This window comes from Flavobacterium sp. GL_143 (assembly GCF_057834355.1).
Genome location: NZ_CM174401.1, coordinates 5,210,616 through 5,227,391, shown reverse-complemented (window position 1 = coordinate 5,227,391; position 16,776 = coordinate 5,210,616). Strand labels below are relative to the sequence as shown.

Sequence of the window (16,776 nt, the reverse complement as noted above, 5' to 3'; positions counted from 1 at the left end):
TTAGGATATTATTTGCCCATCTACCATTACTAGTTTTCTATCGGCCATATTAGCAAGTTCTTCGTTGTGAGTTACGATAACAAAAGTTTGTCCAAATTCGTCACGAAGCTGGAAGAATAATTGATGTAAATTCTCTGCAGAATGAGTATCTAAATTCCCTGAAGGTTCATCGGCAAAAATAACATCGGGTTTGTTAATCAATGCTCTGGCAACTGCAACACGTTGTTGTTCTCCACCCGAAAGTTCATTTGGTTTATGGTGTATTCTGTGAGATAAACCTAGATATTCTAAAAGTTTTTTAGCTTCTTTTTCTATTTCGCTTTTAGATTTATTGGATATAAATGCGGGTATACAAACGTTTTCTAATGCTGTAAATTCAGGTAATAATTGGTGAAACTGAAAGATGAAACCTAAATTCAGATTTCTAAATTCAGACAATGTTTTGTCTTTTTTACTTTTCTCTTTAAAATATCTAAAGTAATAAATAAATAGAGATACTATTGGTAAAAATATTGATACTAAGGTAACTGTTCCAAGCAAATCATCTCCTATTTTTGATCTAAAAAATAATAAGTATATGGCTAAAACTACAGCGTAAATTCCTCCTATCCAAGTAACAATTCGAAGCCTTTTTTCTTGTTTCGAATTATCATTTTCTACATCCTGAAGTGCTAAAATATTCTCGCCATTTATAGTTAGAGAGGATTCTTTATTTCTTTCAGGTTTGTCTAATGTTCCTAAAATTTGTAAAAGTGTTGTTTTTCCTGCTCCAGAAGCTCCAACGATAGAAACAATTTCTCCTTTTTTTATATGCAAATCAACTCCTTTTAAAACTTCAAGTTGATCATAGAATTTATGTATATTTTTTGCCTTTATCATTACGAAACTGTTTTTACAAAGAAACAAAGATTCTACCGATATAAAAATGTGTTGTAACAGAATTTTAGGAACATTTTTTGGTAAAAGTAAATTGTAAAAAAAGGAAAGAGGATTCTAAAAAAAGAAATCTCTTTTTGATGAAGATTATTTTAGGAATGAAATTTGATTAATGGTTACAGAATGATAAGTTTATTCGAAAAAAATAAATAGACAATCTGTTCAAAATGAATTATATTTGAAGTAACTCAGGTTTTAATATATATTAAAATGGAAGAAAAAACACTTGTGAAAGACGAGAGAACAAAAAAACTTTTATTAGGATTGCTTTTTGATGCAATCGGAATGGTGAGTTTTACAATTCCTTTTTTAGGGGAATTTGCCGATGTTATTTGGGCGCCACTAGCTGGTTTCTTAATGACTTATATGTATAAAGGTCGAGTAGGGAAGGTGGCAGGAATCTTAACTTTTGTCGAAGAGATACTTCCGTTTACAGATATTATCCCTTCATTTACCCTAACATGGGTTTATACTTATTTTATTCAAAAGAAAGATAAGCATATTGATAACGATATTATTCTTTAAATAAGAAACCTAGCCCCATATTTTTAAGCATTTTTTTCTCGAAGTTCCAGAAAAAACGGAATTGCCCAAAAATAGCTCCTATTGCTACAAGTAATACTTGGTAGATAGGGAAAATAATTATTAAGCGGATAAGGGTAAACCAAAAGCCAAAATCTTCTTTTGTAATTCCTAACCAAACGCAAAAAGGTTTTGATAACCATGCCGAAGTAGAACCGGTTATAGCAAATACAATAAATATGATAGTGAGTTGAAAATTAGAAGTAATCCCCCAACGTTGTTTTAATTTATTCATTTCTATTTATAATGAATACAAATATAGTAACATTATCTTGATGGGACATATCCTGCTAGCTTTTGTTTGTAAGTATTTTGAAAATAAATCATGTAGTTGTAAATTAAGTAATTTACCTCGTATCCATAATTAATTGTAGGGTCGTAATCAATTCTCATTTCGTACAGATTCGGACTGAAACGTTGTGGTTGTGAAACCCTGTTATTCCATTCACGTACATATTGTTGGTTTTTATTTTCAAGATAAGCTTGTGAATAATAATTTCGAGGTAATGCTGTAGAAGCTAGCCAGGTACTAAAACCGTTGTCTATTATAATTACTTCATATTCTAAATCGTCGTTTGCAATACGAACTGTATCGTTTACCGATGTAGCAGGTTGTTTTGTAACAGCCATACTTGTTTTTTGAGTAGAACACGCAACGATAACAAATAGAATAAGCAATATGTAGATACTATTTTTCATGGCTTAAAAATGAGATATAAATTTACAAAAAAATCAGCGAAGGCTTTTCTTATTTAACAGTTTTTTCAAGGGAGGTTCTGAGGAGCCAAGGTTCAAAGGTTTTCTGTAGAGACGCACCGTAGTGGGACTAAAAGTTTCAAAGAGACAAAGGTTTTAATAGAGACGCACGGTAGTGCGTCTAAAACATTCAGATACAGAATGTTTTGGTAATAAAAACATCAAGAAACATACCCACAAAAAAAGCTGTTTACATTTATGGAGGGCACTGAAAAAGTCTTTTCACGAATAAATTGTTAATTAAAAGGAGTAGAAGCTAAAAGTTTCTGCTCCTTTTTTTGTATCTTTTGAGTGTAATCATAAGGCTTTTTAGATGTTAATTCAACAGCAACAAATTCAGTTTAGTCCCTATTCCTCATTATATGATTTAATTGTTCCTCAGGATAATCTCCTTAGAAAAATCAACGAACTCATCGACTTCTCATTCATCTACGATGAGTTGCTAAATAAATATTGCATCACTAATGGTCGCACAGCAGAAAGCCCAGTGCGTATGTTTAAGTATTTACTTCTAAAAACAATTTATGATGTCTCGGATGTTGATGTAGTAGAACGTTCACGTTTTGATATGTCTTTTAAGTATTTCTTAGAAATGACACCAGAGGAGAGTGTTATTAATCCAAGTTCTTTAACGAAATTTCGTAAACTTCGCCTGAAGGATACGGACTTATTAAATCTACTCATTGGTAAAACAGTATCTATAGCCGTCGAAAAGGGAATCATCAGATCCAGGTCTATTATAGTTGATGCTACACACACTTTATCAAGATCAAATCCATTTGCAGCAATTGATGTATTAAGAGAGCGCTCTAAACTTCTACGAAAAACAGTATATTTATTTGATGACCAATTCAAAGAGCATATGCCCGAGAAGAACAATACCAATGAATTAGAAAAAGAATTAGCCTATTGTAAAGAACTGGAGCAGCGCATAGAAAAAGAAGAATCTTTGAGTTCTATACCTGCTGTAAAAGAAAAGCTAAATCTGCTTAAAGAAACTATAGAAGATACTCAGGAAAATTTTATCTTATCAAAAGATATAGATGCTAAAACAGGTCATAAATCCGCAGATAGCTCTTTCTTTGGATACAAGACTCATTTAGCGATGACCGAAGAGCGAATCATCACAGCGGCTGTAGTTACCTCAGGAGAGAAAGCAGATGGTCCAGAGTTACCAAAACTCTTAGAGATTAGTCAGCAAAACGGAATTGATGTAAATACCATTATTGGTGATGGAGCTTATTCAGGAACAGAAAATCTCAAGCGAGCAAATGGGAAAAATATTAGAGTTGTAGCTAAGTTAAATGTTTCAGTAGCAAATGGGACAAGAAAAGAGGAAGATAAATTTCAATATAATAAAGATGCCGATAGAATGGTTTGTCCTGCAGGACATATGGCTATACGAAAAGCTAGACAGGGCAAAAAAAATGTTGGAAAAAATCAAACATATACCTACTATTTCGATGTCGAAAAATGCAAATCTTGTTCTTTAAAACAGGGGTGTTATAAAGGGGCAAAAACAAAAACCTACTGTGTAAGGATAAAATCAGACTTACACCAAGAACAAATCGCCTTTCAAGAAACGGATTATTTCAAAGAAAAAGCAAAACATCGATACAAAATAGAGGCTAAAAATAGTGAGTTAAAAAACGTACATGGCTATGATAGAGCAATATCGTACGGCATTGCCAATATGCAAATGCAAGGAGCAATGGCTATTTTTACAGTCAACTTAAAAAGAATACTGAAATTAATGTAAGAAATTTATAAAATAAGTATGCCTACACAAAATGCCCCTCTATAAATCAAAAATCGATACATATAGCTGGAAATCAAAAACAGATATAAAACGAAAAACGCTTACAACGGATATTTTTAAATCCTGTTATAAGCGTTTTTTCATTGTCTAAAAAATAAACCTGATTAAAATAAGGGATGTTTTTCAGTGCCCTCCTTTATTGGGACTAGCTTTTGATTATTTTTTTAACTTAGAATTTAGAAACTTTTAGTCTCACTACGGTGCGTCTCTACAAGAAACCTTTGTGCCTTTGAGCCTTAGCACCTCAGTACCTTCCTAAAAAGACCTATTTCCCGAATAATTTACCTAGTAAACCACCTATGCCACCGCTTTTGTTTCCTAGTGCCATAGCATCGCTAACATCTACTTTCCCATCACCATTTTGGTCTAAGCCAAATTGAGTTCCGTATTTAGAAATTGCATCCATAATACCCGAAGCTTGTCCTCCGTTACCAGAAATAGCAGTAATAATATCTGAAATTTGAAAGCTACTATCGTTTGAGTCTTTTGCTTTCCCTACAAGAGAACCTAAAATTTGCGGAATCATACCTGCAGCAACACCAGTTGATGCTTCACTACTTAATCCAAATTTTTCTCCAAGATTACCAGACAACTGTTGTGTTATTTGTTGTACAACAGGGTTCGAACTGTCAATAGGTGATTTTCCGCTAAATAAACTGGCGAGTTGTTCTGCGCCACCTTCCGAAGCAATTTTTTGCAATCCTGCAAAAATAGAATTACTTGTTTCACTTATTACAGCTTCATTGTGTTCATTAGGAACAGCGGGGTTGTTTACGACTGCACTGCCTCCGTATTGTTGCACTAATTGGGTTAATTGTTCAAACATGATGTTTACATTTAGATTAGACGACAAATTTAATAAAAAGAAAGGGATTTACTACAATGCGCAGTAAATCCCTTTAAAGTTAAACTATTTTTTAATTACTTAACTCAACAAAGTAATAATTTGTGAAGCTAGTTCAGTACCAATTCTGTCTTGTGCCTCTCCAGTTGCGGCTCCAATGTGTGGAGTCAAAGAGATTTTTGAGTGCATTAAAATAGCCATTTCTGGTTTTGGTTCGCTTTCAAAAACGTCTAAACCAGCAAACGATACTTTTCCGCTATCCAATGCTTTTACTAGTGCCACTTCGTCGATAACACCTCCGCGAGCACAATTTACGATTCCAACACCATCTTTCATGATTTCAAATTCTTTCTCTCCAATGATGTAACCATTTTGAGCAGGAACGTGTAAAGTGATGAAATCAGCTTCTTTAAATAAAGATTCTAATGATTGAGATTCTATTGTTGTCGTGATAGATTGACCGTCAAAGAATTCAACTTTAACGTCTACTTTAGGAATAAAACTATCAGCAGCGATAACTTTCATACCTAAACCAAGAGCCATTTTTGCAGTAGCTTGACCAATACGACCAATACCAACGATACCAAGAGTTTTACCTCTTAATTCAGTACCATTTGCATACGCTTTTTTCAAACCATCAAAGTTTGTATCACCTTCTAAGGGCATATTTCTGTTAGAATCGTGTAAAAAACGAACTCCATTAAATAAGTGTCCAAAAACTAATTCAGCCACAGATTCAGATGAAGAAGCTGGAGTATTAATTACATGAATTCCTTTGCTTTTTGCATAGTCAACATCAATGTTATCCATACCAACACCACCACGACCAATAATTTTTAATCCTGGGCAAGCATCAATAATATCTTTACGTACTTTGGTAGCACTACGTACCAAAACTACATCTACGTTGTTTTCGTTTACAAAATTAGCTACTTGTTCCTGAGCCACTTTTGTAGTTATAACTTCAAATCCACCTTTTTCTAAAGCTAGAATTCCACTTTTAGAAATTCCGTCATTTGCTAATACTTTCATTTTTTTGATATTTAAAGATTGAAAAATTTAATAATTAAAATATTCAATCTGAATTTTTAAATAAAGAAATAGAATGATTTAGTGTAGAAATAAATCTTTAAATCATTCAATATTTTAATTTTTAAATCTTTGTTTCTAAAGCTTTCATTACATCTACCAATACCTGAACGCTTTCTATAGGCATTGCATTGTATATAGATGCTCTGTAACCACCAACCGAACGGTGACCTGGTAAACCAGAAATGTTAGCTTCTTTCCACATAGCATCAAATGTTGCAGTATGGTCAGGATTGTTTAATAAGAAAGTAACGTTCATGTTAGAACGATCCTCTACAACTGCAGCACCTTTAAATAAAGGGTTTCTATCAATTTCTGCATAAAGTAGCGCCGCTTTTGCGTCGTTTAATTTCTCAACGGCTGCAACACCACCTTTTTCTTTAATCCATTGTAATGTTAATAATGAAACATAAACTGCAAAAACAGGAGGAGTATTATACATACTTTCTGCTTTAATATGTTTAGCATAATCTAACATGCTAGGAATTGTTCTACCGTTTTTCTCTAAGATTTCTTCTTTAATAACTACCAAAGTAGTTCCTGCAGGACCCATATTTTTTTGAGCTCCAGCATAAATTAAATCAAATTTTGAGTAATCTAAACTACGAGAAAATATATCCGAACTCATGTCGCAAACTACTGGTACACTCGTTGTAGGGAATTCTTTCATTTGAGTTCCAAAAATGGTATTGTTACTTGTACAGTGAAAATAATCTGCATCGGCAGGTATTTCGTAACCTTTTGGAATATGGTTGTAGTTTTCTTCTTTAGATGAAGCTACAGTAATAGTTTCTCCAAAAAGTTTTGCTTCTTTTATAGCGGCAGTTGCCCAAGTTCCAGAATCTAAATAAGCTGCTTTACCATTCTCTTTCATCAAGTTATAAGGAGCCATTAAGAATGCTGTACTTGCACCACCTTGTAAAAACAGGGCTTGATATCCTTTTCCTTGAAGTTCTAATAATTCTAAAGCAAGAGAACGAGCTTCTTCCATTACAGCAACGAAATCTTTACTTCGGTGCGAAATTTCTAAAATTGATAATCCTGAGTCATTAAAATTTAAAATAGCTTTTGATGCTTTCTCAAAAACTTCTTGAGGTAAGATACTTGGTCCTGCGCTGTAGTTGTGTTTTTTCATGGTGTAGTTAAATTCCAATATTTTTTAGAAACGCAAATTTCGGTAATAGCGCCCGAAAAATCGTTAAATTATTCGCAATAATTATCAGATTTTAACTTATGTTATTAACAAAAACGATATAGTATCTATATTGTCTGCATAATCCCACAAATCAGGAGTTTGCGTTTTTCCAAATAAAATGCTGTTTTCTATCAGGTTATCGCTTACAATGCATTGAATTTGCTCATTCTCAGCTTGTAATCTTTGTTTTAAATCTTCAATATTATTGTAGGTTTCATAAAAAACACTCGAAATAGGAGAGGCGTGGCTTGTATCTTCTTTTAAAGTTAAGAAGCCATTATCTAGTAATTTAAAATTACTCATTAAGAAAACTGCCTTATTGTAATCGTAATTGTTAGCGTATTTTTCATAATGAATAACATCCTGATATTCGAAAATTGCTTCAAAAAAAGCATCAAATTTATATCCTTCAGGAACAAATAGCTTAGAAACATTTCGACATCCTAAACCAAAATATCTAAATATATCTTCGCCCAAAGCAATAAGTTGTTCTTTAGTTTCTTTTCCGTTTAAAACGGCAATAGAGTTTCTGCTTTTTCGAATAATCGAAGGTTTATCTTTAAAATAGTATTCAAAATAACGTGCCGTATTATTACTTCCTGTAGCAATTACAGCATCAAAATTTTCTAGTTTTCCTTCCACGAAAGTGATTTTATTAGCAAAATCAGGATTGATAGCAATAAGATATTTCGCCAAGAAAGGAAGTAAATGTTGATCATTAGAAGATGTTTTTACCAAGACATTATGTCCAGTAATTAAAACAGATAGAAAATCATGAAAACCAACTAGCGGAATGTTTCCAGCTAGTATTAAGGCTACGTTTTTACCTTCTTTAACAGAGTCAAAAGAATAAGCAGAAAGCCATTTGTTAAGGTTCTCTTCTGTTAAAGCATTGGCCCATGATTGGATAGAAAAAAAAACTTGTTCAGGAGTGTACCAACCGTTATGTGATTGAGACAAGTGAATCAGTTTTATGAAATCATCAAAAAACAAGTCATTACTTAAAACATTATTGTGTTTTTTACAATCATTTTCTGAAAATTGGCTCAAAAATTTGCCCAGTTCTATAAAAGATTGTTTTTTTTCGTTTTGTAACATAAGTAATTTGTATATGAATAGTTTTGATTGTAATTTTGCACAAAAATAAGGATAAATAAGTCGAAAGTCAAAAGTCATTAAGTCAAAACGCTAAAATGCTCTTTTTTGTTTTTTTTGACTTTGATAACTTTAAGGCTTTTAACTTTAAGACTAAAAAACAATGGCAATAATTATAACCGACGAATGTATCAATTGTGGTGCTTGTGAACCAGAGTGCCCAAATACAGCAATCTATGAAGGTGCTGATGATTGGAGATACAAGGATGGAACAGCTTTAAAAGGAAAAGTAATTTTGCCAGACGGTACAGAAGTTGACGCAGATGATGCTCAGACTCCTATTTCTGACGAAGTTTATTATATCGTTCCTGGTAAATGTACTGAATGTAAAGGTTTTCATGATGAACCACAATGTGCGGCAGTATGTCCTGTAGATTGTTGTGTACCAGATGATAATCATGTAGAAGATGAAGAGACGCTATTAAACAGACAAGCGTTTTTACATAACGAATAAATACTTAAGTCTTTTTAGATTTTAAACATAAAGAAAATCCTGAGTTTACGCTCAGGATTTTTTTGTATATAACCTTTTTTTTGTATTGTATTGGTTTTTAATGTTTTATTTGTAGTTTTATAGCGGTTAATTTTTTTAACAAAGCCTATGAAGAGACTTATACTTTTATTTATTGTGTTTTTTAACGTGAGTATTTTTGCACAAAGCAAAGAATATTCTATAATCGTAAAAGATATAGAAACGCAGTTGCCGATAGAAAATGCAATGGTAGTTATAATGAAAACTAAGCAAGTTTTATTGAGTAACGAAGAAGGTAAGGTTACTTTTATGTTAACAGGAGCTTCAAATGTTCAGACTTCCGAGACAAATTATGAGAGCTTAACAACTCGTTGGATAGCTTTAAAAGAGAATGATTTTGTCGTTTATTTAAAGAACAAGAAGAATAAGTTAACTGAGATTGTTGTGTCTAAAGAATCTCCGCAAAAAATACTTCAAAAAATAGTCTCTAATTCGGTAGAAAAACTAACAATGCCATATCGATTAAAAGTATATGTACGAGAGTATTTTATGCTTGATGATAAATATTCGTATTATAATGACGGACTTGTAAATTTTCAGTTCTCAGGAAATCGCAAAAAAGCAACAACAACATTATTGGTAGAGCAAAATCGATCTTATGGTTTACTAGAAGCAGATGTAAGTGCTGATTTAAAAGGATATAATTTGAATAATATCATGGAGAATTATTCTAATTTGGATTATTTTGAGCCTATTTTAGATTCAAAAGCAAAAAAAGAATATGATTTTATAGTAAAAGGATTTCCTGGTAATAAAGACTATTATGTAATGAGTATTACTCCGCTGGATAAGTCTAAGAAGGAGATGGATAGTTTTGAAGTTATTTATGACCACAAAAAAAAGATAATTATTGAGTTTACGTGTGCTTTGATTCCTGCAAAGCCAGTTGAAACGGAAGAAAAACCAGATGTAGGTTCTAAAAATATTACGAGATCATTCATAAAAGTTAAATACAGAATAGATGGGTCGGATTATTATTTATTGAGTTCTAACGAAGAAATAGCTTATAATCTTATTTTAAAAGACAAAGTCAAGAATATTCAAGTTCGGAATAGTTTTATAACGACCAATTTCAATAAACAAAAATTCACTTATAACGAAAGCGATGTTTTTAAAGAAAAAACACTCTTTAATAAAAAGAATAAAATCCTAACCAATTACTGGGATGTTTCGGGATTTACCGCCACTGATAAAGAAAAAGAAATAATAAGTTCTTTAGATTATAAGATGTGAATTGTGAGATGTGAAATGTAATCTTTATATAAAAAAATCCTGAGTTTGACGCTCAGGATTTTTTTTGTTTTGTCAGGCTGAGTCCATTTGACTTCGCTCAGGCTAATAAAAGAAAGGCATTGTATTAAAACGTAAATCCAAGTCTTGCATAGTAATACGCTCCGCTGAAACCCATTTGTACAGCGTCCCAATATCCACCAGCCTCAGTATTTCCTTGTTCATCTTGTTTTGTTGGGTAAACATTAAATAAATTGTTACTACCAACACTTAATTTTAATGATTTTGTAAGCTGGTATCCTACAGTTAAATCTGTTACAATTCTTGGGTAATACGTATCATCTTCATCACCATAATCTACTAAAACTACTTTGCTGAAATGGGTAAAGGCTAAACCAGCATCAAATTTATGACGAGCATAATTTAAGTTCAATCCAAATTTATTTTTAGGAGCCGAAGCTAATAAAAATGCTCTATCACGTCTTCCGAAAAAAGTTTCTTCGGGTAAGCTGCCATTTTTTATATTGTCAATTTTCATGTTATTGATGTTTCCTACCAGTGTTGCACTAAATAGCGATTCTCCAAATTTTTTCTTCCATGCAAGAACCAAGTCCAATCCAGTTGTTTTAGTATCAACACCATTAACGAAAAATTGAGCTTCAGAGACACCAATGTTTAATGCGGTTGCATCAAAATAACCCGTAAGTACAATACGATTTTTTACTTTTATAAAATACCCATCCACAGTTGCTGTAAAATCACCAAAAGTTGCAGTGAAACCCAAAGAAGCGTTCAACGCTTTTTCTTCATCTAGTTTTTGGATACCAAAAGCGCGGGTAATTGGGCTGTTATTTGGCGCAAGCAATACTTCTGTTGCTCCACCAGCATTAAAGTTTGTAAAATGTAGATTATAATATATTTGTGCCAATGATGGAGCGCGGAATCCAGTACTCACAGATCCTCTAAAATTTATGTTTTTGCTCGCTTTTAATCGCATAGCAAGTTTACCATTTAAGGTGCTTCCAAAATCGCTATAATTTTCAAAACGAACAGCACCACTAATTAAGAAAGCATCTGTAATATCTAGTTCGGCATCAGTGTACAAAGATAAATTAGTACGACCTTTATCAACAGTGTTTAGAGGGCTATATCCAGGGAAACCTTGAGAACCTCCAGGTCTTGGATTGCCAGAAATAGGGTCTATTGGAGCACTTTGATTTGCGGGATCTCTTATCGGGATTCCGTTTGTGTCATAAGTAGCGTAAGAGCCTTCATCACCAGCAAAAATGGTGAAATTTTCAGTACGATATTCAGCTCCAAAAGCTAGGTTTAATCCATCAAGTACAGAATCGTAATTTTTAGAGAAATCAAAATTAGTAGTGTTTTGCGTCAGCGTATGACCTCCAGCATCAAACTCAGTTGGAGAAGCAGCTTCAAGAGAAGCATTTATGGTTCCTTTTATATAATAGTGAAAAAGGTTTTTCCCGTACGTATTACTAATATCTATTTTCCATCCACCAGTAGTTACAGTTCTAAATCCAGCCGATAATGAGTTGTCGATAATATTCGATGTAATTCTTGGTGTGTATCCGCCAGGATATATAGATTCTACGACTCTCTCGCCATCATTACGAGTAAAGGCATAAGCATCAGTATCTCTGTAATTTCTTCCTCCAAAGGCGTAGAACTCCGTTTTATCCGAAATTGGAATAGCAATATTTGCAAAAAGATTAAAACTCTGAATTGCAGCATCTCCAAAGCCTTTTCTAAAATCGTAAGCAGGGCGAAGTGTTTTGTTTTTGTTGATATATTCAGTAGTAAAATTAGCAAATCCACCTTTCTCTCCAATGGCAACACCATAATTGGCAGCAACTTTTACTGAGCCACCGTCAAAATCTTGATTTTTTCCATACGAGTTTCCATTTCCGTTTTTATCCAAACGATATCCCTTAGTGTTAGGAGTTCCAGGAAGAAAATCACCTTTGGCTTTAGTATTAAAAACTCCATAAGTAACCGAACCATTAAGTTCGTTTATATTATCGTTTAGTACGATATTAATAACTCCGGCAATAGCATCAGAACCATATTGAGCTGCTGCACCATCTCTTAAAATCTCAATTCTTTTTATAGATGAAGCAGGAATAGCATTTAAATCCGTTCCAGTATTTCCGCGTCCGCGAGTTCCAAATAAATTTACGAGCGAAGATTGATGTCTTCTTTTTCCATTTATCAAAACCAAAGTCTGATCAGGGCCTAAACCTCGTAAAGAAGCTGGGTCAACGTGATCTGCTCCGTCAGATCCAGATTGTTTGTTAGCATTAAAAGATGGGGCTATGTATTGCAGTAATTGGTTAATTTCTAGTTTTCCGCTTTGCGTAGTAACATCTTTTATGTTAATGATATCAATAGGTACAGCAGAGTTTACAACTGTCCTTTTGGTGTTTCTGGAACCAACAATTACAACGTCTTTTAAGGTTTGTCCGCCGTTTTCGTTCATAGTAATATCAATAATACCACTTGTAGCATTTTTTTCGGTATTTGTGTACCCAACATAACTAAAAACTAAGACCGCACCTTCTTTAACCTTAATAATGTAACCGCCTTGTATGTCGGTAGATACTCCGTTATTAGTTCCTTTTTCTATAATGTTTACCCCCGGAAGCGCTACGCCATTATGGTCTTTTACGACGCCACTAATTTCTTTTTGAGCAAAAAGAAATGTAATATTTAGTATAAATACTAATACTGTAAATTTTTTCATAATTAATTGAGTTTGGTTTTGTTGTTTGGTTAGATGTTTAGCTAAAAGTAATTCTTTTTAACAAAATATTAATATAATGTTTAATTTTTTTTAAGGGTTTGTTTAAAAGTGTATTAATACGCAGTTTTTGTTCGGCAACGAAGTATTAAATCTTATATTTGCAAACTTTTAAAAGCGAGAACATAAATTTCAGCAGAATTGAAGCGCTGCAAATAAAAATAAATAGAAACTACATATGAAAGCAGGAATTGTAGGATTGCCAAATGTTGGAAAATCAACATTATTTAATTGTTTATCAAATGCAAAGGCACAAAGTGCAAACTTTCCGTTTTGTACAATCGAGCCAAATATTGGTGTTGTAAACGTACCAGATCCAAGAATTGAAAAATTAGAAGAATTGGTAAAACCAGAACGTGTGCAAATGGCAACTGTAGATATCGTAGATATTGCAGGTTTGGTAAAAGGAGCAAGTAAAGGTGAAGGACTAGGGAATCAATTTTTAGGAAACATCAGAGAGTGTAATGCGATTATTCACGTTTTACGTTGTTTTGATAATGATAATATTGTTCACGTAGATGGGAATGTAAACCCAATTCGTGACAAAGAAACAATTGACATTGAGTTGCAATTGAAAGATTTAGAAACTGTTGAAAAACGTTTAGAGAAAGTAAATCGTGCAGCTAAAACTGGAAATAAAGAAGCTCAGACAGAAAAAGCACTTTTAGACAGAATTAGAGAATCATTATTACAAGCTAAATCAGCTCGTACTATTACGCTTCAAGGTAATGATGAAGAGGTTTTAATGGAATCTTTCCAGTTGATTACTGCAAAACCAGTATTGTACGTTTGTAATGTTGACGAAAGTTCTGCTGTAAACGGAAACAAATACGTAGATCAGGTTCGTGAGTTGGTAAAAGATGAAGATGCAGAAGTTATTATCCTTTCAGTAGGAGCAGAAGCAGATATTACCGAATTAGAAAGCTACGAAGAGCGTCAGGTTTTTCTAGAAGATATGGGCTTGAAAGAGCCAGGAGCATCAGTTTTAATTCGTGCTGCTTATAAATTATTAAAACAACAAACTTATTTTACAGCAGGAGTAAAAGAAGTTCGTGCCTGGACAATCAATATTGGAGCTACTGCGCCACAAGCTGCGGGAGTTATCCATACCGATTTCGAAAAAGGATTTATCCGTGCTGAAGTAATTTCATACGAAGATTTCGTTCATTACGGTTCAGAGGCAAAAGCTAAAGAAGCAGGGAAATTCAAAGTAGAAGGAAAAGAATATATCGTAAAAGATGGAGATGTAATGCACTTCCGTTTTAACGTATAATTTTTCTTTAGAAAAAAGAATCAAGATTAAAGAGAATAGACAAAGCTGCTGAAGAAATTCAGCAGTTTTTTTTTGTTTAAATTTTTATTTTTAAAGGTTATAAAGAGGTTAATCTGCTTTTATCTGTAAAATCTGTGTGAAAATATTTTTTGTGCTCATTTTGGTTTTTTTTAACATTTGGCTTGAATTTTGGTTAATCTAATTAAAAACAACTTATGAAAAAAATCGCTCTAATTTTAGGAATATTAATTGTTCTATCATCTTGTAGAAAAGCTGATGCGGCACCTGCCGATGCCTTTGCTTTGTATTTTGAAGCTCCACAACCAGTTAATGATTCCGAACTAGATCGATTTCCTACTAAGTTTAGGGGGGTGTATATGAATACAGATTCTACATTTTTAAGAATTAATGAAAATACTATACAGTACGAATGGCATTATAATCTTATGATTCACAAACGAGAATTAGATTCTTTAATAAGGAGGTATGATATTGTAGATGGAAAATTAATAATAAAAGATACAAATCAAAAATATGATATGATTTATAAAGGCGATTCGATACAATTGGAAGAGAAAAATATCGACACACTATTTAGATTTTCATATTATAATAAGGCAAAACGAATCGATGGTAAATTGGTTTTAAGCAAGCGCGATTCTATTTTTTGGACTGTAAGGATTTTATCAATAGAGAATAACGTATTAAGAATTAATAATGTTCTTTTAATGGATGATTTGAAAAAATTAGATTCCATTACAGCTATAAAATCACAAATGCTTGATTCTACTTCTTTTGTTGTTAAACCAACCCGCAGAGAATTCAAAAGCTTATTAAAATTAAAGAATTTCGGATATGAGCAACAATTCAAAAAAGTTTCAGAATAGCTTTTTTTTGTTTTACCATTAAGGAATCAATAAAAATTAAGTTTAGTCTTAATGAAGCTTAATGTCTTAATGGTTTCGAGTTTTATTTTCTACAAATTATTCAGTTGCTTTTTTTTACCATTAAGGAATTAAGAAAGATTAGGTTTAGTCTTAATCAAACTTAATGTCTTAATGGTTCAGAGTTTTATTTTCTATAAATTATTCAGTAGCTTTTTTTTACCATTAAGGAATTAAGAAAGATTAAGTTTAGTCTTAATGAAACTTAATGTCTTAATGATTCAGAGTTTTATTTTTTACAAATTATTCAGTAGCTTTTTTTTACCATTAAGGAATTAAGAAAGATTAAGTTTAGTCTTAATGAAGCTTAATGTCTTAATGGTTTCGAGTTTTATTTTCTACAAATTATTCAGTAGCTTTTTTTTACCATTAAGGAATTAAGATAGATTAAGTTTAGCCTTAATGAAACTTAATGTCTTAATGGTTTAAATTTTTATTTTTCAGAACCCATTTCCAGCTTTCCGTTTCAAGATTTTTCGGTAAAACCTTTTTTTGTAATACTATAAAAAGAGCTTCCGCTGGTCGCTTTTTTACAGCAACAAAAAATAGGTTTTCCTCTCAAAATGCTTTCCACTACAATCTGGGGTAGTCATGGACAAAGTATAACATTTACAGGAAATATGAGAATAACTTTATTTTTTTAATTGCTTATATTTGAGAGAAATAATTAATTAAAGTATTGTGAAAAGTCAAAATATAATATCCAAATCATGGTATTTGTTAAAAACTACAGTGTTAGAGTTTAACGATGATAATGCAATAAAGTTAAGTGCTGCATTGGCTTATTATACTATTTTTGCGTTACCACCTTTGTTAATTATAATTATTACCATTTGTGGTGTTTTCTTTGGAGAAGATGCTGTTGCAGGTGAGCTTTATGGTCAAATAAACGGATTAGTGGGAGATAGTGCAGCGATACAAATTCAGGAAACAATAAAAAATGTACAGCTATCAGGAAGCAATGTTTTTGCAACTGTTTTTGGAGTCGGGATGTTATTAATTGGAGCTTCAGGAGTTTTTGCCGAAATACAGAGTTCTATTAATTTTATTTGGGGATTACGCGCCAAACCAAACAAAGGACTTAAGAAGTTTATACAAAACCGATTAATGTCATTTTCTATGATAGTTTCAGTAGGATTCTTAATGCTTGTGAGTCTTTTTGTAAGTACAATTTTAGATTTAATGAGTGCACGCTTAAAGTTGTATTTTCCAGAGAGTACCGTTTATTTATTTAATATAATAAATCTGATCATTATCTTGATTAGCATCACGTTACTTTTTGCAATTATATTTAAAGCATTGCCAGATGGAATAATAAAATGGAAAGATGCTTTTATTGGAGCGTCTTGTACCGCAGTACTTTTTATGATAGGGAAATTTGCCATAGGATTTTATTTAGGAAGTTCTACAACAGCATCGGTTTATGGTGCGGCAGGTTCCGTAATAATAATTCTGGTTTGGGTCTATTATTCGGCAATTATTCTGTATTTTGGAGCTGAATTTACGAAGGTATATGCTAAGACATACGGAGGTAAAATTTACCCGAATGAATATTCGGTAGAAATAAAAAAAGAAATCTTAGAAATAGAGTAAACACTAAAAA

The 16,776-nt window shown here is 32.4% G+C and carries 14 protein-coding genes and 2 pseudogenes; 7 read left to right on the top strand and 9 right to left on the bottom strand.

Annotated features, from left to right (window positions below):
- Positions 1-450, bottom strand: a pseudogene (locus tag AC3IPI_RS22110) (ABC transporter ATP-binding protein); the annotation flags it as partial.
- A 213-nt stretch (positions 451-663) separates the two neighbouring features.
- Positions 664-879: pseudogene (locus AC3IPI_RS22105) on the bottom strand (ATP-binding cassette domain-containing protein); the annotation flags it as partial.
- A gap of 267 nt (positions 880-1,146) precedes the next feature.
- Here AC3IPI_RS22105 and AC3IPI_RS22100 point away from each other — a divergent pair.
- Positions 1,147-1,461 carry a hypothetical protein gene (locus tag AC3IPI_RS22100; RefSeq protein ID WP_039112656.1) on the top strand — a complete coding sequence of 105 codons (315 nt, stop codon included), beginning with the start codon at positions 1,147-1,149 and terminating at the stop codon, positions 1,459-1,461.
- On the opposite strand, the gene AC3IPI_RS22095 is transcribed toward AC3IPI_RS22100, so the two are convergent.
- Both AC3IPI_RS22095 and AC3IPI_RS22090 read right to left on the bottom strand, forming a co-directional pair.
- Entirely contained in the window at positions 1,451-1,753 is a 303-nt protein-coding gene (locus AC3IPI_RS22095) for a DUF6787 family protein (protein ID WP_039112657.1), read from the bottom strand. The genes AC3IPI_RS22100 and AC3IPI_RS22095 overlap by 11 nt on opposite strands.
- 32 nt (positions 1,754-1,785) lie before the next feature.
- Entirely contained in the window at positions 1,786-2,217 is a 432-nt protein-coding gene (locus tag AC3IPI_RS22090) for a DUF6146 family protein (protein ID WP_489155791.1), read from the bottom strand.
- 370 nt (positions 2,218-2,587) lie between these two features.
- Here AC3IPI_RS22090 and AC3IPI_RS22085 point away from each other — a divergent pair, with 370 nt between their 5' ends.
- Positions 2,588-4,033, top strand: coding sequence for an IS1182 family transposase (locus AC3IPI_RS22085; RefSeq protein WP_489155789.1), 1,446 nt, complete (start codon positions 2,588-2,590; stop codon positions 4,031-4,033).
- Between the two features lie 325 nt (positions 4,034-4,358).
- On the opposite strand, the gene AC3IPI_RS22080 is transcribed toward AC3IPI_RS22085, so the two are convergent.
- The 4 genes from AC3IPI_RS22080 to AC3IPI_RS22065 form a co-directional block, all read right to left on the bottom strand.
- Positions 4,359-4,919, bottom strand: coding sequence for a hypothetical protein (locus AC3IPI_RS22080; RefSeq protein WP_489155787.1), 561 nt, complete (start codon positions 4,917-4,919; stop codon positions 4,359-4,361).
- 99 nt (positions 4,920-5,018) lie between these two features.
- Positions 5,019-5,969: a D-2-hydroxyacid dehydrogenase gene (locus AC3IPI_RS22075; RefSeq protein ID WP_039112660.1), complete on the bottom strand. Its 951-nt coding sequence runs from the start codon at positions 5,967-5,969 to the stop codon at positions 5,019-5,021.
- 121 nt (positions 5,970-6,090) lie between these two features.
- Positions 6,091-7,161: a 3-phosphoserine/phosphohydroxythreonine transaminase gene (serC, locus tag AC3IPI_RS22070; RefSeq protein WP_489155785.1), complete on the bottom strand. Its 1,071-nt coding sequence runs from the start codon at positions 7,159-7,161 to the stop codon at positions 6,091-6,093.
- A 96-nt stretch (positions 7,162-7,257) separates the two neighbouring features.
- On the bottom strand, positions 7,258-8,319 hold the full coding sequence (locus AC3IPI_RS22065) for an acyl-CoA reductase (protein WP_489155783.1): 1,062 nt from the start codon (positions 8,317-8,319) through the stop codon (positions 7,258-7,260).
- Positions 8,320-8,479: 160 nt separating this feature from the next.
- Here AC3IPI_RS22065 and AC3IPI_RS22060 point away from each other — a divergent pair, with 160 nt between their 5' ends.
- Both AC3IPI_RS22060 and AC3IPI_RS22055 read left to right on the top strand, forming a co-directional pair.
- A complete protein-coding gene (locus AC3IPI_RS22060) occupies positions 8,480-8,830 on the top strand; it encodes a 4Fe-4S dicluster domain-containing protein (protein WP_035624858.1) in 351 nt (116 codons plus the stop codon).
- Positions 8,831-8,977: 147 nt separating this feature from the next.
- Positions 8,978-10,141, top strand: a complete 1,164-nt coding sequence (locus tag AC3IPI_RS22055) for a hypothetical protein (RefSeq protein ID WP_489155780.1) — start codon at positions 8,978-8,980, stop codon at positions 10,139-10,141.
- Positions 10,142-10,265: 124 nt separating this feature from the next.
- On the opposite strand, the gene AC3IPI_RS22050 is transcribed toward AC3IPI_RS22055, so the two are convergent.
- On the bottom strand, positions 10,266-12,899 hold the full coding sequence (locus tag AC3IPI_RS22050; protein ID WP_489155778.1) for a TonB-dependent receptor: 2,634 nt from the start codon (positions 12,897-12,899) through the stop codon (positions 10,266-10,268).
- A gap of 235 nt (positions 12,900-13,134) precedes the next feature.
- Between AC3IPI_RS22050 and ychF the strand changes: the two genes are divergently transcribed.
- The 3 genes from ychF (at position 13,135) to AC3IPI_RS22035 (ending at position 16,766) form a co-directional block, all read left to right on the top strand.
- Positions 13,135-14,229 (top strand): redox-regulated ATPase YchF, encoded by a 1,095-nt coding sequence (gene ychF, locus AC3IPI_RS22045; protein WP_489155776.1) that lies wholly within the window; start codon positions 13,135-13,137, stop codon positions 14,227-14,229.
- 215 nt (positions 14,230-14,444) lie between these two features.
- Complete coding sequence (locus tag AC3IPI_RS22040) at positions 14,445-15,116, top strand: hypothetical protein (protein WP_489155774.1); 672 nt, start codon at positions 14,445-14,447, stop codon at positions 15,114-15,116.
- A gap of 738 nt (positions 15,117-15,854) precedes the next feature.
- Entirely contained in the window at positions 15,855-16,766 is a 912-nt protein-coding gene (locus AC3IPI_RS22035; RefSeq protein ID WP_489155772.1) for a YihY/virulence factor BrkB family protein, read from the top strand.
- The last annotated feature ends 10 nt before the right edge of the window (positions 16,767-16,776 follow it).